Here is a 22,056-nt window from a genome sequence, read left to right as displayed (position 1 = left end):
AGTCGGATCGGCCCGACCCGTCGGGGTGGGCGCGCTGTGCCAGACGGCGCCCAATGCTCATAGGGCGATCACGGATCCTGCCGACCCGCTTCGCCACATGTGCCGGCGCGCCCTGACGATTCCGAGGATCAGCGCCTCGACCTTGTCCCACTCGAAGATGACGTGCCGGTACTGCAGACGGATCAGGAGGTAGCCCTGCCGGCACAACGCCAAGTCCCGGTCGTAGTCCCTTGCGGACTGATAGCCGTCGTGGAACGTGCGGCTGTCGCACTCGATGACGAGTCGCTCACCGACGAGCAGGTCGACGAATCCGACTCCTTCTATGCGCACCTGTGTGCGGACGGGGATTCGTCTGCGCCTAAGCCGGAGCCTGCAGAGCGACTCGGTTCCGGACTGGCTCGTGGAGTCGCACCAGCGGGCCACGCTTGGCAGAGTCGAGCGAAGGGATGCCAGAGTCACCAGACGCCGATCGAGGGCGGAGTCCGCAACGACCACGGTCGTCTCGAGACCCTGGCAGTGCAGTGAATCCCGAAGGAGCTGCAACGGACCAGCCACTGCCGTCACCTGCAAGGCTCCGGGCGCCCAGTGCAGGCACACAGCCGGCGTACCGCTCGGTTCTGGAAGCCGCAGCCGTGCGGCGTTGTGCGCCACCAGCACGTGCAGCCTGTCGTCATCCGGCGTCCACAACCCGTGGTGCCGTGACGCCGAACTCGCAGTGAGGACTCCGCCGATCCGCACCGCTGCTCGTGCATCCTCGCCTGCGGACCGCTCTGCGTACCAGCCCCGACGCAGGTGCGCGAGCTCACCGGCGGCGACCGCGGAGGCGATCTTCGACTTCGTCAGCCCGGCATTCCGAAGGTCGGTGGTGGAGTGGATTCCGAGCAGTGGTTCGTTCAGCGGCATATCCGGATGTTGGCCGTGGCCCGGACCGCCAACGCGCGCGAAAGCACGACCCTGGGAAATGAGGTCCTGCGCAGCAGCTGGGGAGGACGGGTCGGATCCGGCAGGGCGTCGCCGCACCATCGACCCTTTTCAGGACATGTGTCGACATGTCGTGACTATGTGGCCTTGTCGCCGCATGCCCTGAAAACGGCCGGTGGGGTGGGGCGGAGGTGGAGGTGTCCCACCGCTGGTCCGTGTCCGTCTGACCGACGGCCCTGTCGTCCCACCGACGGGCTTGTCGTCCGACGGACGGCGTCCATGTAGCCCGACTAACGACGTCCGTGCGTACGACGATGGGTCGGTGGGCCGACTTGCGGGTGGATGCGGGGCCGACCGAACAGAACGGCATCGTCCGTCGGACAGAAGCTTCGACAGGCGGCCCGGCGGGCCGACTTGCGGGTGGATGCGGGGCCGACCGAACAGCACGGCATCGTCCGTCGGACAGAGGCCGCCCCGCCCTCGGCGTGCGGTCTGACGACCGGAGACCAGCGGGGGATCGGCGGAATAAACGACACGGAATCTGCGCTTATACCCCTAGATGTGGCTGAGGTCAAGAATCTAGTAGACACGACAGCGGATTTGCGCATATACTCGTACTTTGCGCTCCCACACTCATGCCTTCATATTGCGGTCGGCTCTGCGTGTCTCCCGGTGTGTGCATGGGCTGGGTACTTCGGCGTTCTACGAGCCACGGCAAGCGAGCTGTGACGAGTGGGGCCGGGGACCGGTCAGATAGAGCACAACGGCAAGGCACCACTGTAGCGGGAGTCCTCGTCCACATCACAACCTGACCGACAGTCACCCGTGGTCCCTGCCCTGGGACCCCATGGAGGTTATTTCCTTGGCTGCTGCGCGCAACGCATCTTCCACTCCCACTCCCAAGAACGGACGAAACCACTCTCGTCTTTCGTTCGCCAAGATCACAGACACCCTCACAGTTCCTGATCTCCTCGCACTGCAGACGGAGAGTTTCGACTGGCTGGTCGGCAATGACGCGTGGAAGACCCGCGTCGCCGAGGCCGAGGCACAGGGTCGTCAGGATCTGCCGTCTCACAGCGGTCTGGAGGAGATCTTCGAAGAGATCTCCCCGATCGAGGACCTGAGCGAGACGATGCAGCTCTCGTTCACGAACCCCTTCCTGGAGGAGAAGAAGTACTCCATCGACGAGTGCAAGGAGAAGGGCAAGACCTACTCCGCACCGCTTTACGTCGAAGCGGAGTTCATGAACCACATCACGGGTGAGATCAAGACCCAGACGGTGTTCATGGGCGACTTCCCGCTGATGACGGAGAAGGGCACGTTCATCATCAACGGCACCGAGCGTGTCGTGGTGTCGCAGCTCGTGCGCAGCCCGGGCGTGTACTTCGAGCGCACCCCGGAGAAGACGTCCGACAAGGACATCTACTCGGCGCGCGTCATCCCGAGCCGTGGTGCATGGCTCGAGTTCGAGATCGACAAGCGCGACCAGGTCGGCGTGCGTATCGACCGCAAGCGCAAGCAGTCCGTGACCGTCTTCCTCAAGGCGCTCGGCCTGACCACCGAGGAGATCCTCGAGGAGTTCAAGGGCTTCACGTCCATCGAGCTGACGCTCGAGAAGGACACCATCCTGACGAAGGAAGAGGCCCTCAAGGACATCTACCGCAAGCTCCGTCCGGGCGAGCAGGTCGCCGCGGAGGCAGCTCGCGCACTCCTCGACAACTTCTACTTCAACCCGAAGCGCTACGACCTCGCCAAGGTGGGTCGCTACAAGATCAACCGCAAGCTCGGTCTCGACGCTCCGCTCTCGGACTCGGTGCTCACCAACGCCGACATCATCAAGGCGATCAAGTACCTGGTCGCCCTTCACGACCCGACTGCTCCCGATGTGAAGCAGCTCGGCGAGAACACGTACGCGATCGACGGCACCCGCGGTGGCAAGGCCGCCGACATCCGCCTGGATGTCGACGACATCGACCACTTCGGCAACCGTCGCATCCGTGCCGTCGGCGAGCTCATCCAGAACCAGGTGCGTACCGGCCTCAGCCGCATGGAGCGCGTGGTCCGCGAGCGCATGACGACGCAGGACATCGAGGCGATCACGCCGCAGACCCTGATCAACGTGCGCCCCGTCGTGGCCGCGATCAAGGAGTTCTTCGGAACGAGCCAGCTGTCGCAGTTCATGGACCAGAACAACCCGCTCGCGGGTCTGACCCACAAGCGTCGTCTGTCCGCGCTCGGCCCCGGCGGTCTCTCCCGCGACCGCGCAGGCGTCGAGGTGCGCGACGTGCACCCTTCGCACTACGGCCGCATGTGCCCGATCGAGACGCCTGAAGGCCCGAACATCGGTCTGATCGGTTCGCTCGCATCCTTCGCGCGCATCAACTCGTTCGGCTTCATCGAGACGCCGTACCGTCGCGTGGTGAACGGCAAGGTGACCGACAACATCGATTACCTGACGGCATCCGAGGAGGACGACTTCATCGTCGCCCAGGCCAACGCGCCGCTCAAGGCCGACGGTCACTTCTCCGAGGACCGCGTTCTCGCCCGCCAGAAGGGCGGCGAGGTCGACCTCGTTCCCGCCGACCAGATCGGGTACATGGACGTCTCCCCGCGCCAGATGGTGTCGGTGGGTACCTCGCTCATCCCGTTCCTCGAGCACGACGACGCGAACCGCGCCCTCATGGGTGCGAACATGCAGCGCCAGGCCGTTCCGCTGGTGCGCAGCGAGTCCCCGAACGTCGGTACCGGCATGGAGGGCTACGCGGCCATCGACGCCGGTGACGTGCTCACGGCCGAGAAGTCCGGTGTGGTCGCCGAGGTGTCGGCAGACGCCGTCACCATCCAGCTCGACGAGGGCGGAACGCAGACCTACTACCTGCGCAAGTTCGACCGCTCCAACCAGGGCACGAGCTACAACCACCGTGTGATCGTCAACGCCGGCGAGCGGATCGAGGCTGGCGAGGTCATCGCGGATGGCCCGGCCACCGAGAACGGCGAGCTCGCGCTGGGCAAGAACCTGCTCGTGGCGTTCATGCCGTGGGAGGGCTACAACTACGAGGACGCGATCATCCTCAGCCAGAACCTGGTGAAGGACGACACCCTCTCCTCGATCCACATCGAGGAGTACGAGGTCGACGCCCGTGACACCAAGCTCGGCAAGGAGGAGATCACTCGCGACCTGCCGAACGTCAGCCAGGACCTGCTGGCCGACCTCGACGAGCGCGGCATCATCCGCATCGGTGCAGAGGTTCGCCCCGGCGACATCCTGGTCGGCAAGGTCACGCCGAAGGGCGAGACCGAGCTGTCGGCCGAGGAGCGCCTGCTGCGCGCCATCTTCAACGAGAAGAGCCGTGAGGTTCGCGACACCTCGCTGAAGGTTCCGCACGGCGAGCAGGGCACGGTCATCGGCGTCAAGGTGTTCGACGCCGTCGACGGCGACGACGAGCTCGGCTCCGGTGTGAACCAGCGCGTCGTGGTGTTCATCGCGCAGAAGCGCAAGATCACCGCCGGTGACAAGCTGGCCGGCCGTCACGGCAACAAGGGCGTCATCTCGCGCATCCTGCCCGTGGAAGACATGCCGTTCCTCGCGGACGGCACGCCGGTCGACGTCATCCTGAACCCGCTCGGTGTTCCCGGTCGCATGAACTTCGGCCAGGTGCTGGAGATCCACCTCGGGTGGGCGGCCAAGCAGGGCTGGAAGGTCGACGGCAACCCGGCGTGGGCGAAGCGCCTGCCGGATGTCGCACGGGAGGCAGCCCCTGACACCAAGGTGGCGACGCCGGTGTTCGACGGTGCGCTGGAAGAGGAGATCGCCGGTCTGCTCGACTCGACGCTGCCGACCCGCGACGGGGATCGTCTGATCGACCGCTCCGGCAAGACGCAGCTCTTCGACGGCCGCTCCGGCGAGCCGTTCCCGGAGCCCATCTCGGTCGGCTACATGTACATCCTCAAGCTGCACCACCTGGTCGACGACAAGATCCACGCGCGTTCGACCGGTCCGTACTCGATGATCACCCAGCAGCCGCTCGGTGGTAAGGCGCAGTTCGGTGGACAGCGATTCGGTGAGATGGAGGTGTGGGCCCTCGAGGCGTACGGCGCTGCCTACGCGCTGCAGGAGCTGCTCACCATCAAGTCCGACGACATCCTGGGCCGCGTGAAGGTGTACGAGGCCATCGTCAAGGGCGAGAACATCCAGGAGCCGGGCATCCCGGAGTCCTTCAAGGTTCTCATCAAGGAGATGCAGTCCCTCTGCCTGAACGTCGAGGTGCTCGGCGCTGACGGCCAGGCTGTGAGCCTGCGCGACACGGATGACGAGGCTTACCGTGCCGCCGAGGAGCTCGGCATCAACCTGTCCAGCCACTTCGAGTCTTCGTCGATCGACGAGATCTGAAGCCAGCCAGTCCTACTGACGAACTTTCTTACGAGGAGAGAAATTGCTCGACGTAACAACTTTTGACGAGCTGCGTATCGGCCTGGCCACGGCAGACGACATCCGTCGCTGGTCGCACGGTGAGGTCAAGAAGCCGGAGACCATCAACTACCGCACCCTGAAGCCGGAGAAGGACGGTCTGTTCGGTGAGCAGATCTTCGGCCCGTCCCGTGACTGGGAGTGTGCCTGCGGCAAGTACAAGCGCGTGCGCTTCAAGGGCATCGTGTGCGAGCGCTGCGGCGTGGAGGTCACCAAGTCCTCCGTGCGCCGTGAGCGCATGGGTCACATCGAGCTCGCGGCTCCCGTGACGCACATCTGGTACTTCAAGGGTGTGCCGTCGCGTCTCGGTTACCTGCTCGACATGGCGCCGAAGGACCTCGAGAAGGTCATCTACTTCGCCGCCTACATGGTGATCGATGTTGACGACGCGGGTCGCCACGACGACCTGCCCGGCTTGGAGAACGAGCTGCGCCTGGAGATCAAGGCTCTGAGCGACCAGCGCGACTCCCGCGTCGCCGACCGCCTCGCCAAGCTCGAGGGCGACCTCGCTGCTCTGGAGGAGGAGGGCGCGAAGGCGGACCAGAAGCGCCGTACGCGTGACGGTGCCGAGAAGGAGATGTCGCAGATCCGCAAGGGCTTCGACGAGGACATCGCTCGTCTCGAGCGCGTCTGGGAGTCCTTCCGCACGCTGAAGGTCGGTGACCTCAAGCCCGAGGATGCCGACTTCAACGAGCTCGTCGACCGGTACGGCCTCTACTTCACGGCCCACATGGGCGCCGAGGCGATCAAGCGTCGCCTCGAGGCGTTCGACCTGACCGCCGAGGCTGAGCTGCTCCACGAGCAGATCGCCAACGGCAAGGGCCAGAAGAAGATCCGTGCGATCAAGCGCCTGCGGGTCGTGAACTCGTTCCTGCAGACCGGCAACTCGCCGGCCGCCATGGTGCTCGACGTGGTTCCGGTCATCCCGCCGGAGCTGCGCCCGATGGTGCAGCTCGACGGTGGCCGCTTCGCAACGAGCGACCTGAACGACCTGTACCGCCGCGTGATCAACCGCAACAACCGCCTTCGTCGTCTGCTCGACCTCGGTGCCCCCGAGATCATCGTGAACAACGAGAAGCGCATGCTGCAGGAGGCCGTCGACGCGCTGTTTGACAACGGCCGCCGCGGTCGCCCCGTCACGGGTACCGGCAACCGCGCCCTGAAGTCCCTGAGCGACATGCTCAAGGGAAAGCAGGGTCGCTTCCGCCAGAACCTGCTCGGCAAGCGCGTGGACTACTCGGGCCGTTCGGTCATCATCGTCGGCCCGCAGCTCAAGCTGCACCAGTGCGGTCTGCCGAAGGACATGGCACTCGAGCTGTTCAAGCCGTTCGTCATCAAGCGCCTGATCGACCTGCAGCACGCGCAGAACATCAAGGCCGCCAAGCGCATGGTGGAGCGCGCGAACCCGCAGGTGTGGGACGTGCTCGAGGACATCATCCGCGAGCGTCCCGTTCTGCTGAACCGTGCGCCGACGCTGCACCGTCTGGGCATCCAGGCGTTCGAGCCGCAGCTCGTGGAGGGCAAGGCCATCCAGCTGCACCCGCTCGTGTGTGCTGCGTTCAACGCGGACTTCGACGGCGACCAGATGGCCGTTCACCTTCCGCTGTCGGTGGAGGCCCAGGCCGAGGCGCGCATCCTGATGCTCGCTTCGAACAACATCCTGAAGCCGTCCGACGGCCGCCCGGTGACCCTGCCCGCACAGGACATGATCATCGGTCTGCACCACCTGACCACGGTCAAGGAGGGTGCGACGGGTGAGGGCCGTGCGTTCTCGTCGGTCTCCGAGGCGATCCTCGCCAAGGACCAGGGTTCGCTCGACCTCAACGCCAAGGTGCGCATCCGCCTCACCGGCCTCTACCTCGCTGAGGAAGACGCTCCAGAGGGCTTCGAGCAGGGCGGCACCGCTCTGCGCGAGACCACGCTCGGTCGCGCCATCTTCAACGAGACCCTTCCGGAGGACTACCCCTTCGTGGAGGACGTCGCCGACAAGGGCAAGCTCTCCTCGATCGTGAACGACCTGGCGGAGCGCTACCCGAAGGTGGAGGTCGCTGCAACGCTCGACCGCATCAAGGACGCCGGCTTCTACTGGGCCGCCCGTTCCGGTGTGACCGTCGCCCTCAGCGACATCGTGACCCCGCCCTCGAAGAAGGACATCATCGCCTCCTACGAGAAGAAGGCCGCGAAGGTCCAGAGCGAGTACGAGAAGGGTCTGACCACCGAGGCTGAGCGCCGTCAGGAGCTCATCAAGATCTGGACGGATGCCACCGACGAGGTCGCCAAGGCCATGCGCGAGAACTTCCCGGAGCACAACACCATCAACCGCATGGTGTCCTCCGGTGCTCGTGGTAACTGGCTGCAGGTGCGCAACATCGCAGGTATGCGTGGTCTGGTGAACAACCCGAAGGGTGAGATCATCCCGCGTCCGATCATCTCGAGCTACTCCGAGGGTCTCTCGGTGGCCGAGTACTTCATCGCGACGCACGGTGCCCGCAAGGGTCTGGCCGACACCGCTCTGCGTACCGCCGACTCGGGTTACCTGACCCGTCGTCTCGTGGACGTCTCGCAGGATGTCATCATCCGCGAGGCCGACTGCGGCACGACGAAGGGTCTCGACCTGTCGATCGGCGACCGCAACGCCGAGGGCGTGCTGATCCGCGACGAGAACGTGGAGAACTCCGTGTTCGCCCGTACCCTCGCGGCTGACGCCGTCGACGAGCAGGGCACCGTGGTGGCCGAAGCCGGTGAGGACGTCGGCGACGTGCTCATCGACAAGCTGATCGATGCAGGCATCGAGACGATTCGCGTGCGCTCCGTGCTCACGTGCGAGTCCGCCGTCGGCGTCTGCGCGCAGTGCTACGGCCGTTCGCTCGCCACGGGCAAGCTCGTGGACATCGGTGAGGCCGTCGGCATCATCGCCGCGCAGTCCATCGGCGAGCCGGGCACCCAGCTGACGATGCGTACGTTCCACACCGGTGGTTCGGCATCTGCGGATGACATCACGCAGGGTCTTCCCCGCGTGCAGGAGCTGTTCGAGGCCCGTACCCCCAAGGGGGCGTCCCCGATCGCCGAGGCCGCAGGCCGCGTGCGCATCGAGGACACGGACAAGGCGCGCTACGTCGTGCTGACCCCCGACGACGGCGAGGAGGAGCACCGCTACCAGGTGCTCAAGCGCTCCACGCTGCTCGTGGAGGACGGCGACCGCGTGGAACTCGGCCAGCAGTTCATCGTCGGAACGGTGGACCCGAAGGAGGTGCTACGCGTGCGCGGCATCCGTGCGGTGCAGGAGCACCTCGTCGGCGGCGTGCAGGGCGTGTACCGCTCGCAGGGTGTGCCGATCCACGACAAGCACATTGAGGTCATCGTTCGTCAGATGCTGCGCAAGGTCACCGTCGTCGACCACGGCGAGACCGAGCTGCTGCCGGGTGAGTTCGTCGACCGTTCGCGGTACAACGAGATCAACCGCGCCGCGCTTGCGGAAGGCAAGCGGACGGCATCCGCCCGCCAGGAGGTCATGGGTATCACCAAGGCCTCCCTCGCGACGGAGTCGTGGCTGTCGGCAGCGTCGTTCCAGGAGACCACGCGTGTCCTCACGCAGGCCGCCATGGAGGGCAAGCGCGACTCCCTGATCGGTCTCAAGGAGAACGTGATCATCGGAAAGCTGATCCCGGCCGGTACGGGTCTGACCCGCTACCGCAACGTGTCGGTCGAGGCCACGGAGGAGGCGAAGGCGGAGCGTTACCCGAACCGCATCTTCACCGACGACACCGTGTTCAACGAGAACGATCTGAGCTTCGTCGACTTCGACAGCTTCAGCTCGGACGACTACACCCCCGGGACCTACAACTGACCAAGGTGAGAGCGAACGAGCTTGCTCGTTTCGCCGAACCGCGGGAAGTTGCAGCCGCGACAGCGGCGATACAACTGATTGAAGTGATGAGCGGCGAAGCCGCGACATAACGAGGTTCCCCAGCCAGAAGCCCCGCGCCACAACCCGGCGCGGGGCTTCTGCGCGTCTGCGGTCGGAAGCCGTGCCGGGCTGCCAAGGGCTGTTGCTCGTAGCAGGCCGTCCAGGGGATGCACCCGACGGCGACGCGTGGACACTCTTGGTGCGGCCGATATCCTTCGAACGCGGCGCCGTGCCGGAGGGCCCGGGCCGCGGAGAGCCTCGTGCGGCGCCGTCATGTCCCCTGTTACCGTGACGTGAGCTGTCTGGGCACCGCCGACCGGAGGGACCATCGTGAGCAACGAAACGCCGAATTCCCCGAGGGGGAACGAGGACCCGCAGTCATCCGACGTCGATCACGGTGAGAACGGGACAGCGGATGCCGCATCGTCCGACACCGAGGACACTGCGGGCGCGCAGCCCGACGCCGTCGGCGCCCCGGAAGCAACGGCCGACGAGCCGCACGAGGACGGATCAGAGCCATCCGATTCCTTCGGTCGTCCCGACGACTACGACGACGAGGGCGACCTCGACGACGAGAGCCTCGCGGGCCATGAACCGGTGAGCGCGAGCGATCACGTCAACGCGACGGCACCCGAGGAGGCCGCGGCGACCGGACCGGATGCGACGCCCGAGGCCGAACGCGTATCGGAGAGCGCCGGCGCTTCCGAGGAGGCTGCACCGGCGGAGGACACGACATCAGCGGCGTCCGCCGACGAGAGGGACGGCGCGGTCGCTGCGACGGCGGTTCCAGCTGTGGCCGGTGAGGGCGAAGCGATCTTCGGAGACGAACCGCATCGGATCGACGAGGTCCCCACCGACGTCGGGGAACCGGAGCCCGCGGTCGAAGCGCCGGCATCGTCCTCGGACGCCAGCACGGAGTCAGAGCCGGGCCACGACCAGATCCTGCCGCCGGAGCCATCCGGCCATGTGCCTGCAGGGGCAGCGGTCGTCGGGGCGGCTGGAGCGACCGGAGCCGTCGCGGCCGAATCTGCTGCCGGCACTGCCGGAGCCGCAACGGCAGGCGACTACTCGACAGGGGCCGCCGCGGCTGCCGGCGCAGGGGCTGCGGCGCCTGCACCGATGTACGTCGCATCGCCGACGCCGCCCAAGGCGAAGGGCAACCGGTTGATGGGCATCCTCATCGCCGTGGTGGCCGCGATCGCCTATGCCGTCGTGTTCGCCGCCGTCTCGCTCGGAGTGTTCGCGCTGCGCGGCACGACCCTCGCGATGCCGCTCTGGGAGCGCTACCTGCAGACCGCGGGATTCTGGACGCCCGTCGTCATCTTCTTCCTCGCGTTCGTGCTGCTGATCGTCATCGTGAACCGCGGCCGCTGGTGGGCGTTCATCCTCGGATCGTTCTTCGTCGCGGTCATCGTGTACTTCGGCTACATCGGCGGCGCCCTGATCACGGTTCAGGCCTGGAAGCTGACGCCGGATGGCGCCGGCCAGTTCATCGGAACGCTGTGGATCAACCCGCTGACGTTCGCGTCCGCCGTCGTCGCCCGCGAGGCGGCGATGTGGTTCGGCGGCTGGATCTCGACCAGAGGGCGTCGCGTCCGCGAGGCTAACCTGGAGGCGCGGCGCCAGCACGAGGAACGGCTCGCGGCCGGTCCGACGGTCGGATCGCCGGCCTGACCCGACGTTCGCGAACGTCGCGGCCCGAGATCCGGGCAGCGGCCGATGGGTAACGCGTCGCAGCATGCCATGGACTTCCGTCGTTACGCATCCACTCTCGCCGCCTTCGCCACTGTCCTGTACGTGGCGCTGCTGATCGGCGCACTCGGCGTGCTCAGCCTCGTGCTGGAGCGGGACGTGATCGCGGATCCGGATGCCGGCATCCTCGCCGGTCCCGTCGCCTGCGCCGTCGCATCCGCCGTCGTCTTCATCGGGCTGCTGGTGCGGGCTCTGCGCGTTCCGCAGCACGGGCACGACATCGCCGTCGGCATCGCGTTCCTGCTCGGGATCGGGTCGTACCTCGGATACGGACTCGGCGGCGCGGTCGTCGTGGCGATCACGGACCCCTACCGCTTCCTCCCGTTCCTTCTCGAGGAACTCATCGGCCCGTTCGCGGCCGCGGCGGGAATCCTCTCGCTGGTCGTCGTGCTGCTGGACATGATCGTGCTGTCCTCCAGGATCGACGAGCGCGGGCGTCCGCAGTGGCCGTGGGAGAAGCGGGACTAGGGATGCCGGTGTCGGGCGGCTGTCTCGTCCGGTGACACCCCTCGTCCCGTGACACCTCTCGTGTCTGGGCCACCGCCCGTTCCGCTGTCACAGATTGCGGGTGTCGCCTCATGCGACCAGCAATCAGTGACAGCGGAACGCCGACGCCGACGCCAGCGGAAGGCCGAGGTTCGTGACAACGGAACGAGACGGGGCGCTTGCTCGACACAGAGCTGTGGAGAGCCGGCGACCCCGGCACGGCGGATCCGACAGGGTTCGACACATGCGTCCCTCTCTTCTGCCGCCCGCCCTCGGGCCGACCTTCACGACCTTGCGTGCGCTGGATGCCGGGGTGCCCCCATCCCGCCTCCGCGCCGGTGACCTTGCGTCGCCGTTCCATGGCGTGCGCGTCCTCGGATCATCCGGAGTCGAGGCCGTCCGGCTGCGGGCCCGCGAACGGGATATCGCATCGCTCGCCCGCGCCTACGCGGAGCGAATGGGCAGGCATGAGTTCTTCAGCCATGTCACCGCTGCAGTGCTCTGGGACCTTCCCCTTCCCTGGGCCGTGATCGATCCGGGGGTGCTCCACGTCAGCGTCCTCGCGCCGAAGCGCGCTCCACGAAGCCGAGGGATCGTAGGGCACCAGGCTCGCGCCACGACGACCGCCGTCGGTAGACATCCGGAATTCGGATGGCACCTCTCCAGCCCCGCGTCAACGTGGGCCTCCGTTGCCCCGATGCTCAGTCATCCGTATGACGTGGTCGCGCTCGCGGATGCCATCGCCCGGATCCCGCGCATGCCTGGGCTCTCGCCGCGGCCGTCCGATAGGTCGCTCGCCACGCTCGAGGAGCTCGAAGCCTGTGTTCGAGCCGGGAGGCGGATCGGGATCGAGGGTCTGCGGGCAGCCTTGCCACTCGTCCGGACGGGCTCGTCGTCACGCCCCGAGACATGGACGCGCCTCATCCTCGTGGACGCCGGACTGCCCGAGCCCATCCTGGACCACGACGTCTTCGACGAGTACGGAACCTTCCTCGCGTGCGTCGACCTGGCATATCCGGCGCTGCGGATCGCGATCGAGTACGAAGGTGACCATCATCGGGTGGATCCCGTGCAATGGGCGCACGATGTGGATCGGATCGAAGGGCTCACCGAGCACGGATGGCGTGTCATCCGCGTCACGAAGGCCTTGGTCTTCCGGCACCCGAGCGAGTTGGTCCGTCGCGTGCGGGCAGCGCGCGCCGCCGCGGCCTGAGGCATCGCATCCGCCGCCCGCCTTGCGCCGCGCCGTCTCGCACCTTCCGCTGTCGCAGAGTGCGGGTCCTGCGCCAGCGCGTTCGCGATTTGTGACAGCGGAACCCTGGGTCGCCCGCTCGCGGCCCGCGCGGGACTCGAGCGACGGTCGGGCAGAAATGTTCCGCTGTCGCGAATCGTGGGTCGCGCGCGGGCGCACCCGCGGTTTGTGACAGCGGAACGGGGTGGGTGGGGGAGGAACATACTTGACAGCCCCAGTACTTGATCTGATACAGTACTTGACATGACACCGAACACCGGACCCACCGGCGCCGCGGAGGCGCCGGATTCCGGGTCGTCCGCATTCGCGGCGGACCTGCTGCGCGGCCACACCGACACGATCGTGCTCGGCGTGCTGCGCGGCGGCGACAGCTACGGCTACGAGATCCACAAAGCCATCAGGGAAGCCACCGGCGGCGACTACGAGATCAAAGAGGCCACCCTGTACGCGGCCTTCCGCCGACTCACCAAGGACGGCCTCATCGAGCCGTACTGGGGAGACGAGACGCAGGGCGGCCGCCGCAAGTACTACCGCATCACCGACGCCGGCCGCGCCGTGTACGGCTCCAACGTGACGGCCTGGATCGCGACCCGCCGCATCATCGACTCCCTCCTCGACGTGAAGGAACGCTGACATGAACACCGACATCCACCGTCTGCTCGACGAGGCCTTCGCCGGCGTCGAGATGACCCCGGAGGCGCAGGACCTGAAAGAAGAGGTGCGCGCGAACCTGGTCGCCAGGGTCGATGACCTGGAGGCGTCCGGCATCGCATCCGGGGAAGCCGCACGCCGTGCCATCGCCGAGCTGGGCGACGTGCGCGACCTGCTCGAGGAAGCGGATGGGGCGCCGCAGGGCGCCGCGTCCGTCACGCCGTCGGCGCGACCGGCCCAGTACGGCTACGCGGCGCTGGCAACGCGGAACCGGGTGCGCCCGAAACCCGGATTCGTCGTGCGCGCCGTCGTGTGGTCCGTCATGATCGTCGTCGGCGTGACGCTCTGCACTCTCGGCGCGACGGGCGTGCTGCCCCTGTCGGCGGGGCCGGTCATCGCCCTGCTCGGCCTCGCATCCACCGGTCTCCTGCTTCTCGTGGGCGACTCGCTCGCCCAGGAGACGACGACGAACCACCCGATGCCGCCGTATCGCGCCGGCGGCTACGGGCTCGCCAGCTTCCTGGCCCTGTACGGACTCGGTTGGGTCGGGCTCGTCGCACTGCAGGCCGTGCCCATCTGGTGCATCGTCTTCGCGGCGCTTGGCGTGATCGCGTCGATCATCCTGTTCGCGTTCCTCGGCGCCACGCAGACTAACCGGCACAAGGCCTGGACCAGGGTGGCGCGTGACACGATGCCGCCCAACAGATTCGACGAGCATCCGGAGGTCGCTGCCCGGTTCGGCATCTACACCGCGGTCATCTGGATTCTCACGTTCGTGCTCATCGCCGTTCTCGTCTTCACCGTCGGCTGGTGGTGGGCGCCCGTCGCCTTTGTCGGCGGCTTGGCGGCCATGCTGCTGCTGCTGGCACGCATGCTGTTCGGCCACAGCGACGACACCAGCGGCGACGACACGCGTCGCGTCGACTCGGGGCGCTGACCGCTCGAGTCATCGCGGGCATCGCCCGAGAACTGCACACCACAACAATGACCCTCCACGAAAGGGATGTTCGTCATGCCTGAAAACAGCCTCGCGGTCGAGGTCGCCGACCTCACCAAGACCTACCGCGGACCCCACCGCACTCCGGTGCGTGCTCTGCGCGGCCTCACCTTCCAGGTGCCGGCCGGGATCGTGTTCGCGATGCTCGGACCCAACGGCGCCGGCAAGTCGACCACGACCAAGATCCTGACCACGCTGAGCCGAGCGAGCGGCGGATCCGCGCGCATCTTTGGGCTCGAGGTGGTGAGGCGTCCCGCCGAGGTGCGCCAGCACATCGGCTACGTGTCGCAGGGCGCGAGCACCGACCCGCTGCTCACCGGAACGGAGAACCTGATGCTCGCAGGCCGTCTGCGCGGCATGGCCGCTGGGGATGCCAGGGCACGGGCATCCGCTCTGCTGAACGAATTCGGACTCGGCGACACCGCCGACCGCCCGGTCGGCAAGTTCTCCGGCGGAATGCGGAGGCGGCTGGATGTCGCTGCCGCACTCGTGCACGCCCCTCGCGTGCTCTTCCTCGACGAGCCGACGACGGGCCTCGATCCCGAGGCGCGTGCTGCGATGTGGAGCGAGATCCGCAGGCTGTCCGCGGAGCGCGCGATCACGGTCATCCTCACGACGCACTACCTGGAAGAGGCCGACCGCCTCGCTGACGACGTGATGATCATCGACCACGGAACCAAGGTCGTGGGCGGCAGCCCTGACCAGCTCAAGGCGTCGCTGAACGGCGACACGCTGCGCGTCTCGCTCGTCGAGCCGGACGCGGAGCGCGTGCGGCGTGCCGCGGCATCCGTGTTCGGACTGCGCGACGTGGTCGTCGAGTCCGAGGGCACGAGCGGACAGCTCGTGGCCCGCACGGACGACGCATCGGCCGCCGTGGCGCCGACGATCGCAGCGCTCGAAGAGGCAGGCGTCGTGTTCGGCGCCGTGTCGGCATCCAGGCCGAGCCTCGACGACGTGTACCTGCACTACGCCGGCCGGTCGTTCGACCGCGCCGACTCCGGAACGGATGCCTCCCAATCGGGCACCTCGACATCCGAGTCCGCAGAATCCGGCTCCGCAGCGACTACCGCTCGGCACGCCTCCTCGAAGGGAGAAGCAGCATGACCACCGCACTCGCACAGACCGTTCCGGCACACCCCGTGCGCTCCGGATGGCTCACCCAGACCGCTCAGATCACCGAACGCTGGCTCATCAACGTGCGCCGCCAGGTGTGGGGCGCCGCGTTCTCGCTGGTGCAGCCCGTCGTCTGGATCCTGCTGTTCGGCCAGGTGTTCTCCTCGCTCGGCAAACTGCCGGGCTTCGCGGGCACAGACTACGTCACATTCCTCGTGCCGGGCGTGCTCATGATGACGGTGCTGTACAGCGGCGCGTGGGCCGGCACGGGATACATCGACGACATGAAGTCCGGCGTGATGGATCAGCTCCTCACCGCGCCCGTCGCCCGCACGGCGATCATCACCGGCCAGCTCGTGCAGCAGCTGATCATCTGCCTCGCGCAGTCCATCGTCGTGCTGCTCATCGGATGGCTCGGCGGGGCGACGTATCCGGGAGGCGTCGGCGGCATGGCGCTCGCCCTGCTCGCTGCGCTCCTGTTGGCGACCATTTTCTGCTCGCTGTCCACGGCTGCTGCCCTGACCGCCCGCAACCAGGTGGCGCTCATCGGCATCTCGCAGATCGTGGTGCTGCCGGTGACCTTCCTCTCGACGACGATGATGCCGGCATCCCTCATGCCCGACTGGGTGCAGAACGTGTCGAAGTACAACCCCATGACGTGGGCGGTCGACCTGGCGCGCAACACCCTCGCCGGCACCACGGACACCGCCGCCCTCTGGCACGTCGGCGGCCTGGTGCTGCTCGCGGTGCTGGCCTACGTGTGGTCGGTCCGAGCGCTCCGCGGCTACCAGCGGAGCCTGTGATCTCAGTCCGTGTGGCGCCCGCCGGCAGGCTTCGCCGAGGCGGGCGCCACGTCGACGGCGGACGGGGAGGCCCGGAGCCTCGCGCCGCGGTGCCCCAGCCAGATCCCCAGCGAGGCGGCCATCGTCATGGCGCCGTAGAGCACCATCGTGCTCGAGCCGTTGATCAGCGCCAGCACGATCAATCCCGCTCCGACGACGAAGACTCCCCACCCGGAATATGCGCTGAGCACGGACGGCGGCACGAAGCCGCCTCGGGTGCCCGTGATGAAGTATCCGAGGCCGGCGAGTGCCATAAGTCCGATGCCCGTCCACAGCAGCCAGGGGATGTCGAGCACGCCACCACTCGACCCACCGACCAAGCCGGCGACCAGGGCGACACCGACCCACGCCGAGCGCCATCCGCCCATCAGCACGGCTCCGGCGATGGCCGCAGCGAACAACGCGAGCAGCGCGAACGCGATGAAGGCGACGAAGGCGATGGCGCCCGCGATCTCGATGCCGGGGACCGGCACGCCGGTCAATGACAGGCCCCAGGCCGCGAAGACCAGCATTCCCGCCCCGGCGAGCACGAGTAAGCCGAACACGACATACGTGCGAGACCGGATGGCGCGTGTTGCGCCCAGATGCCACTCCCCGTCGACGATGAAGCTCTGGAGCACCACCCAGATGACCCAGCCACCGAGGCAGAGTCCGAGGAACATGAGGACGCTTCCACCCAGCACGTGGCGCTCGGTCAGGCTGTAGCCGCCGAGCCATTCCACGACGAGTCCGACGATGATGATCGCCCAGATAGCGAGGAACGCGATCCAGGCGATCCAGCCGATGACGCGCACGACGAGCGGATCGGGCGCCCGCTGCTTGCGTCCCTTCGTCGTCACAGCATTCCTCTTCGGCTTGTTGAGTGCGGCGGGCATCTGACGATTCTGCAGGAGGTTCGATGCACAGGAGCAATACGGGTGCTTGTGGTCCAGTCGGTTCATGACCGACCAATGGGCTGGTGGATGTGAACCGAGCCTCCGAGCAGCCCTCACGCGCAGTGAACTGCGCTGTCTGACCGCATCCGTGGCACCGGTAGGGTTGACGGGTCGCGGCGGACGCCTCCCGCGGCATCGGTGACCCGAATCGCGGCACCGCCTCGGTCCTCCTGGAGTCCATGCCATGCGCCTCAAGCTGACGCTCAATCGACCATCCGGCCAGCCAGCCGACATCGTGGTGACAGCGGATGCCGCGGCCAGCATCTCCGAGATCGCAGCGGCGATCGCGCGGCTCGATCCCGCCAACGCAGGTCTGAGCAGTCAGGCGCTGCAGGCATCCCTCCCCGCATCGCTCACGCTGCACGCCGTGCTTCCCGGACAATCGGAATGGGTGCTGCTGCCTCCCGAAGCACCCGTCGGCGAGGCGTGGATCGCCAGCGGGGCCATCGTGCAGCTGGCGGACGCCGGCCTGCACTACGCGCCGAAGAACCTCGGCCGGGGCGCACAGGTCGCCACGCTCCGGGTCGTCAACGGACCGGATGCCGGCAGCGAGTTCCCGATCACGCTCGGCACAACCGTGCTCGGCCGCGACCCCGGCTGCGACATCGTGCTGCACGACGACCTGGTCTCGAAACGGCATGTGCGGTTCGAGGCATCAGACGCCGTCGAAGTCGTCGACCTCGGCAGCGCGAACGGCATAGTGGTCGACGGCGGCATCGTGCCGCGCCTGCGCGTCACCCGTGAAGAGACCCTCCTCATCGGCGACTCTGAGGTGCGCCTGACGATCACGGATCGGCAGGCGCTCGCCGGGGTCGCCCCGAAGGCCGGTCCGGTGTTCTTCAACCGGTCGCCCAAGGTGGAGGCCCGCTACGTCGGACAGGAGTTCAAGGCGCCGGAGGTGCCGGCGAAGGCGGAACCGCAACCGTTCCCGCTCCTCGCGATGATCGCCCCGCTCCTCATCGGCGGGGTCATGTTCGTGTTCTCGGGGCAGATCACGTCGTTGCTCTTCATCCTCATGTCCCCCGTGATGATGGTCGGCAACGCGCTCACGGAGAAGACCCGCGCGAAGCGTCGGCTGAGGAAGTCCGTCGGCGAATTCGACGACAGCCTGTCCGGGCTCAGCGAGGAGCTCGAGAAGGAGACGGCGAAGGAACGCGACCTGCGCACCAAGGAGTCGCCATCCACACAAGACGCCTTCGGGCAGGCGGTCGTGCGCGGCCCGCTGCTCTGGACCAGGCGTCCGGAGCACTGGTCCTTCCTGAACGTGCGTCTCGGCGTCGGCACCATGTCGAGTCGCAACCTCATCAAGACGGGCGGTCGGGGCGGCATCCTGAAGGAGTATCAGGAGCGTCTCGACGACGTCGTCGAGCGGCATCGCAACGTCGAGGGCGTGCCGATCATCGACAATCTCTACGACTCCGGTGCCCTGGGCATCGCGGGATCCCCGCACCAGGCGATCGGCAGCCTGAACTCCATCCTGGTTCAGCTGACGGCGTTGCACTCCCCGGCGGAGCTGGCCGTGGCCGCCATCCTGTCGCCGAGCTGGTCCGCGGAGCTCGAGTGGCTCAAGTGGATCCCGCACACCTCCAGCCCGCAGTCTCCGATCGGGGCTGGTCATCTGGCGGACAGTGCTGCCAGCGGTGCCACGCTCCTCTCCGCGCTCGAAGGCCTCGTGAACGAACGCCTGGCGAAGCGCGAGGCGCAGCGACGCGGCGCGATGAAGACCGACGCTGCGGCACAGGAGCGCGCGGCCGATGTCGCCAAGGGCGAGTCGACGCCGGGCGCGCAGGCGCCCATCCCGGCGATGGTGGTGCTCATCTCGGATGACGCGGCCGTCGACCGAGCCCGCTTGGTGCAACTCGCGGAGCGTGCCGCCGATGCCGGCGTGTACCCGATCTGGATCAGCGACCATGTCGCCGCCCTGCCCGCCGCCTGTCGCACGTACCTCGAGCTGAGCGATGTCCCCGGCACGGGGCGCATCGGATTCGTCCGTCTCGGCGAGACGATCGACGACGTCGCCACCGAGGTCGTCGACGGCCAGGGGGCCCTGGACTTCGCGCGTCGGATGGCCGCCGTCATCGATGCCGGCGCGGTCGCCGCGGATTCCAGCGACCTGCCCCGCTCGATCTCCCTCGTCACGCTGCTCGGTCACGATCTCGTCGAGACGAGCGAGTCCGTAGTCGACAGATGGCGCCAGAACAACTCGGTGCACGACAGGAGCGGTGCTGCCCCCGTCCCGCGTCGCGCCGGAACGCTCCGTGCCACCGTCGGATCCGGCGGCATCGACCCGATGCACCTCGACCTGCGCACCCAGGGTCCGCACGCGCTGGTGGGCGGTACGACGGGCGCGGGGAAGTCCGAGTTCCTGCAGGCCTGGGTGCTCGGCATGGCCGCCGAGTACAGCCCGGACCGCGTCACGTTCCTCTTCGTCGACTACAAAGGCGGTTCGGCGTTCGCCGACTGCGTGAGCCTGCCGCACTGCGTCGGGCTCGTCACCGACCTCAGCCCCCATCTCGTGCGTCGCGCGCTCACGAGCCTTCGCGCCGAGCTGCACCATCGCGAGCACCTGCTGAACCGCAAGAAGGCGAAGGATCTGCTCGAGCTGGAGAAGCGCGGCGACCCTGACAGCCCGCCGGCGCTTGTGCTCGTGATCGACGAGTTCGCCGCGCTGGTCGGCGAGGTCCCCGAGTTCGTGGACGGCGTCGTCGACATCGCACAGCGTGGTCGATCGCTCGGCATCCACCTGATCATGGCGACGCAGCGGCCGGCAGGCGTCATCCGCGACAACCTGCGGGCGAACACCAATCTGCGCGTCGCCCTCCGCATGGCAGACGAGGCGGATTCGAGCGACGTCGTCGGCACCCAGGATGCCGCGCACTTCGACCCAGGCATCCCGGGTCGCGGCGTGGCCAAGACCGGTCCGGGACGGCTGATGCTCTTCCAGTCCGGCTATGCCGGCGGGTGGACGGGACGCGAGCCGGATCGAGCCGGCATTGACGTCGCGGAGCTCCGCTTCGGCGGTGAGGTGCGTTGGGAGGACCCCGGTGCCATCGATGCGGATGCAGACACCAAGCGCGACCCCGGCCCGACGGATCAGCAGCGGTTGGTCGCATCCATGGTGGACGCGCAGCGGCTCGCGGCCATTCCCGCTCCGCGCCGACCCTGGCTGGACGAACTGGCCCCGGTCTACGACCTGACTCTGCTGAGACAGCGCACGGATTCCGAGCTCCTGCTCGGCGTCGCGGACGTTCCCGATCGGCAGGAGCAGGTTCCGATCTACTTCCAGCCCGACGTCGACGGCAACCTCGCCGTTTACGGGACCGGCGGTTCCGGCAAGTCGACGGTGCTCCGCACGCTCGCCTGCTCCGCGGCGATCACGCCCCGTGGCGGTCCCGTGCACGTCTACGGCCTCGACTTCGGCGCGGGCAGCCTGAGGATGCTCGAGCAGCTTCCGCACGTCGGCGCCGTCGTGAAGGGCGACGACGCAGAACGCGTCGTGCGCCTGCTCCGCATGATGCACGAGCAGTTGGAAGAGCGCGCCCAGCGGTTCGCCGCGGCGAATGCATCCAACATCGCCGAGTACCGGCAGCTGGCGGGCCGGCCGGATGAGCCGCGCATTCTGCTGCTCATCGATGGCTTCCCGAGCTTCCGCGAGGACTACGAGGGCCAGGGCATGCGCGCCCAGTGGTACGACGTGTTCCGCGATGTGCTCACGGACGGACGTCAGCTGGGCATGCACGTCGCGCTCACGGCTGACCGCGGCGGAGCGGTGCCGAGTTCGGTCGCAGCGAGCGTTCAGCGCCAGGTCGTGCTGCGCCTCGCAGACGAAGACGGTTATCGCATGCTCGGCGAACCGGCCGACGTGCTGTCGGGCACCTCGCCGGCCGGCCGGGCCATCGTCGATGAGCTCGAGACGCAGATCGCTGTGCTCGGCGGCACACCGATCGTCTCCGAGCAGTCTGCCAACGTGGCGAAGCTCGGTGCGGCCATGCACAGGGCCGGTGCCAAGCCCGCCCCGGAGGTCGGATCCCTTCCCGTCGAGTACCCGCAGTCGGCGCTCCCGGACCGGGTGGCGGGCCTGCCTGTCCTTGGCATCGGCGAGGGCGATCTCGTGCCGATCGGATTCGATCCGACAGGCGCCATGGTGCTCTCCGGACCTCCCGCCAGCGGTCGGACGACCGCGTTCCTCACGATCGCCCGGTCGTTCCGCCGCTTCGACCAGAGTGCGCGGATGTACTACATCGGCAACGCGAGGTCAGCCGTCTCACGGGAACCGATGTGGGCGCGTGCGGCCACCACCGACGAGGCTGCGGACGAACTGGCCAGGGAACTGACGGAGGCGATGGGCAACGAGGGCGGCATCCGGATAGGGATCTTCGTCGAGTCGATCGGAGACTTCTCGCAGTCGGCTGCCGACTCCTCGCTCACCGGTCTTCTGAAAGCCGTCAATCGCAGCGACCATTTCCTGCTCGCCGACGGCGACCAGAGCGGATGGGCTTCCGGCTGGGGGATGATCGGCGAGGCCAAGTCCGCCCGTCGCGGCCTCCTGCTGCAACCCGACCCCACGGACGGCGACATGATCCTGAACACGCCGTTACCGCGCTCGGCGCGCAGCGAGTTCCCGCCGGGACGCGGTGTGTACGTCGCGCGCGGCAAGTTCGAGCGGGTGCAGCTTCCGCTGCCGTGACACGGAGCGGCGTCTGGCCGGGAAACGTCGGCGCGACCCATTTCC

The 22,056-nt window shown here is 67.5% G+C and carries 12 protein-coding genes; 10 read left to right on the top strand and 2 right to left on the bottom strand.

Going from position 1 to position 22,056, the window contains the following annotated elements; all coding sequences use genetic code 11:
* Nucleotides 1–57 precede the first annotated feature (57 nt).
* The gene (locus tag HII28_RS08525) at nt 58–903 is read right to left on the bottom strand and encodes a DUF559 domain-containing protein (RefSeq protein WP_170025009.1); all 846 of its coding nucleotides are present in this window, start codon (nt 901–903) and stop codon (nt 58–60) included.
* 880 nt (nt 904–1,783) lie between these two features.
* Between HII28_RS08525 and rpoB the strand changes: the two genes are divergently transcribed.
* The 9 genes from rpoB (at nt 1,784) to HII28_RS08480 (ending at nt 16,350) form a co-directional block, all read left to right on the top strand.
* Nucleotides 1,784–5,311, top strand: coding sequence for a DNA-directed RNA polymerase subunit beta (rpoB, locus tag HII28_RS08520; protein ID WP_170025008.1), 3,528 nt, complete (start codon nt 1,784–1,786; stop codon nt 5,309–5,311).
* A gap of 43 nt (nt 5,312–5,354) precedes the next feature.
* Nucleotides 5,355–9,236 (top strand): DNA-directed RNA polymerase subunit beta', encoded by a 3,882-nt coding sequence (gene rpoC, locus HII28_RS08515; protein WP_170025007.1) that lies wholly within the window; start codon nt 5,355–5,357, stop codon nt 9,234–9,236.
* Between the two features lie 390 nt (nt 9,237–9,626).
* Complete coding sequence (locus HII28_RS08510) at nt 9,627–10,970, top strand: exosortase/archaeosortase family protein (RefSeq protein WP_170025006.1); 1,344 nt, start codon at nt 9,627–9,629, stop codon at nt 10,968–10,970.
* Between the two features lie 69 nt (nt 10,971–11,039).
* The gene (locus HII28_RS08505) at nt 11,040–11,516 is read left to right on the top strand and encodes a DUF6121 family protein (protein ID WP_170025005.1); all 477 of its coding nucleotides are present in this window, start codon (nt 11,040–11,042) and stop codon (nt 11,514–11,516) included.
* A gap of 262 nt (nt 11,517–11,778) precedes the next feature.
* The gene (locus HII28_RS08500; RefSeq protein WP_170025004.1) at nt 11,779–12,747 is read left to right on the top strand and encodes a hypothetical protein; all 969 of its coding nucleotides are present in this window, start codon (nt 11,779–11,781) and stop codon (nt 12,745–12,747) included.
* A 282-nt stretch (nt 12,748–13,029) separates the two neighbouring features.
* Nucleotides 13,030–13,419: a PadR family transcriptional regulator gene (locus tag HII28_RS08495; RefSeq protein WP_170025003.1), complete on the top strand. Its 390-nt coding sequence runs from the start codon at nt 13,030–13,032 to the stop codon at nt 13,417–13,419.
* 1 nt (nt 13,420) lies between these two features.
* Nucleotides 13,421–14,374 (top strand): permease prefix domain 1-containing protein, encoded by a 954-nt coding sequence (locus HII28_RS08490; RefSeq protein WP_170025002.1) that lies wholly within the window; start codon nt 13,421–13,423, stop codon nt 14,372–14,374.
* Nucleotides 14,375–14,449: 75 nt separating this feature from the next.
* A complete protein-coding gene (locus HII28_RS08485; RefSeq protein ID WP_170025001.1) occupies nt 14,450–15,538 on the top strand; it encodes an ATP-binding cassette domain-containing protein in 1,089 nt (362 codons plus the stop codon).
* Complete coding sequence (locus tag HII28_RS08480; RefSeq protein WP_170025000.1) at nt 15,535–16,350, top strand: ABC transporter permease; 816 nt, start codon at nt 15,535–15,537, stop codon at nt 16,348–16,350. Before HII28_RS08485 ends, HII28_RS08480 begins: the two co-directional genes overlap by 4 nt.
* A gap of 2 nt (nt 16,351–16,352) precedes the next feature.
* Here HII28_RS08480 and HII28_RS08475 read toward each other — a convergent pair whose 3' ends face one another.
* The gene (locus HII28_RS08475; protein ID WP_170024999.1) at nt 16,353–17,264 is read right to left on the bottom strand and encodes a hypothetical protein; all 912 of its coding nucleotides are present in this window, start codon (nt 17,262–17,264) and stop codon (nt 16,353–16,355) included.
* 244 nt (nt 17,265–17,508) lie between these two features.
* Between HII28_RS08475 and HII28_RS08470 the strand changes: the two genes are divergently transcribed.
* Nucleotides 17,509–22,011 (top strand): FtsK/SpoIIIE domain-containing protein, encoded by a 4,503-nt coding sequence (locus HII28_RS08470; protein ID WP_170024998.1) that lies wholly within the window; start codon nt 17,509–17,511, stop codon nt 22,009–22,011.
* Nucleotides 22,012–22,056 lie beyond the last annotated feature (45 nt).

It is taken from the genome of Planctomonas sp. JC2975, assembly GCF_012985205.1.
Taxonomy (GTDB): domain Bacteria; phylum Actinomycetota; class Actinomycetes; order Actinomycetales; family Microbacteriaceae; genus Humibacter.
The sequence above is the reverse complement of the archived record's forward strand: the minus strand, read 5'-3'. Positions and strand labels throughout refer to the sequence as shown.

Excerpts from the sequence above, each read along its gene's own strand:
- HII28_RS08470 (WP_170024998.1), top strand. The coding sequence starts at position 17,509 with ATGCGCCTCAAGCTGACGCTCAATCGACCATCCGGCCAGCCAGCCGAC.
- HII28_RS08480 (WP_170025000.1), top strand. The coding sequence starts at position 15,535 with ATGACCACCGCACTCGCACAGACCGTTCCGGCACACCCCGTGCGCTCC.
- HII28_RS08485 (WP_170025001.1), top strand. The coding sequence starts at position 14,450 with ATGCCTGAAAACAGCCTCGCGGTCGAGGTCGCCGACCTCACCAAGACC.
- HII28_RS08500 (WP_170025004.1), top strand. The coding sequence starts at position 11,779 with ATGCGTCCCTCTCTTCTGCCGCCCGCCCTCGGGCCGACCTTCACGACC.
- HII28_RS08475 (WP_170024999.1), bottom strand. The coding sequence starts at position 17,264 with ATGCCCGCCGCACTCAACAAGCCGAAGAGGAATGCTGTGACGACGAAG.
- HII28_RS08495 (WP_170025003.1), top strand. The coding sequence starts at position 13,030 with ATGACACCGAACACCGGACCCACCGGCGCCGCGGAGGCGCCGGATTCC.
- HII28_RS08525 (WP_170025009.1), bottom strand. The coding sequence starts at position 903 with ATGCCGCTGAACGAACCACTGCTCGGAATCCACTCCACCACCGACCTT.
- HII28_RS08505 (WP_170025005.1), top strand. The coding sequence starts at position 11,040 with ATGGACTTCCGTCGTTACGCATCCACTCTCGCCGCCTTCGCCACTGTC.
- HII28_RS08490 (WP_170025002.1), top strand. The coding sequence starts at position 13,421 with ATGAACACCGACATCCACCGTCTGCTCGACGAGGCCTTCGCCGGCGTC.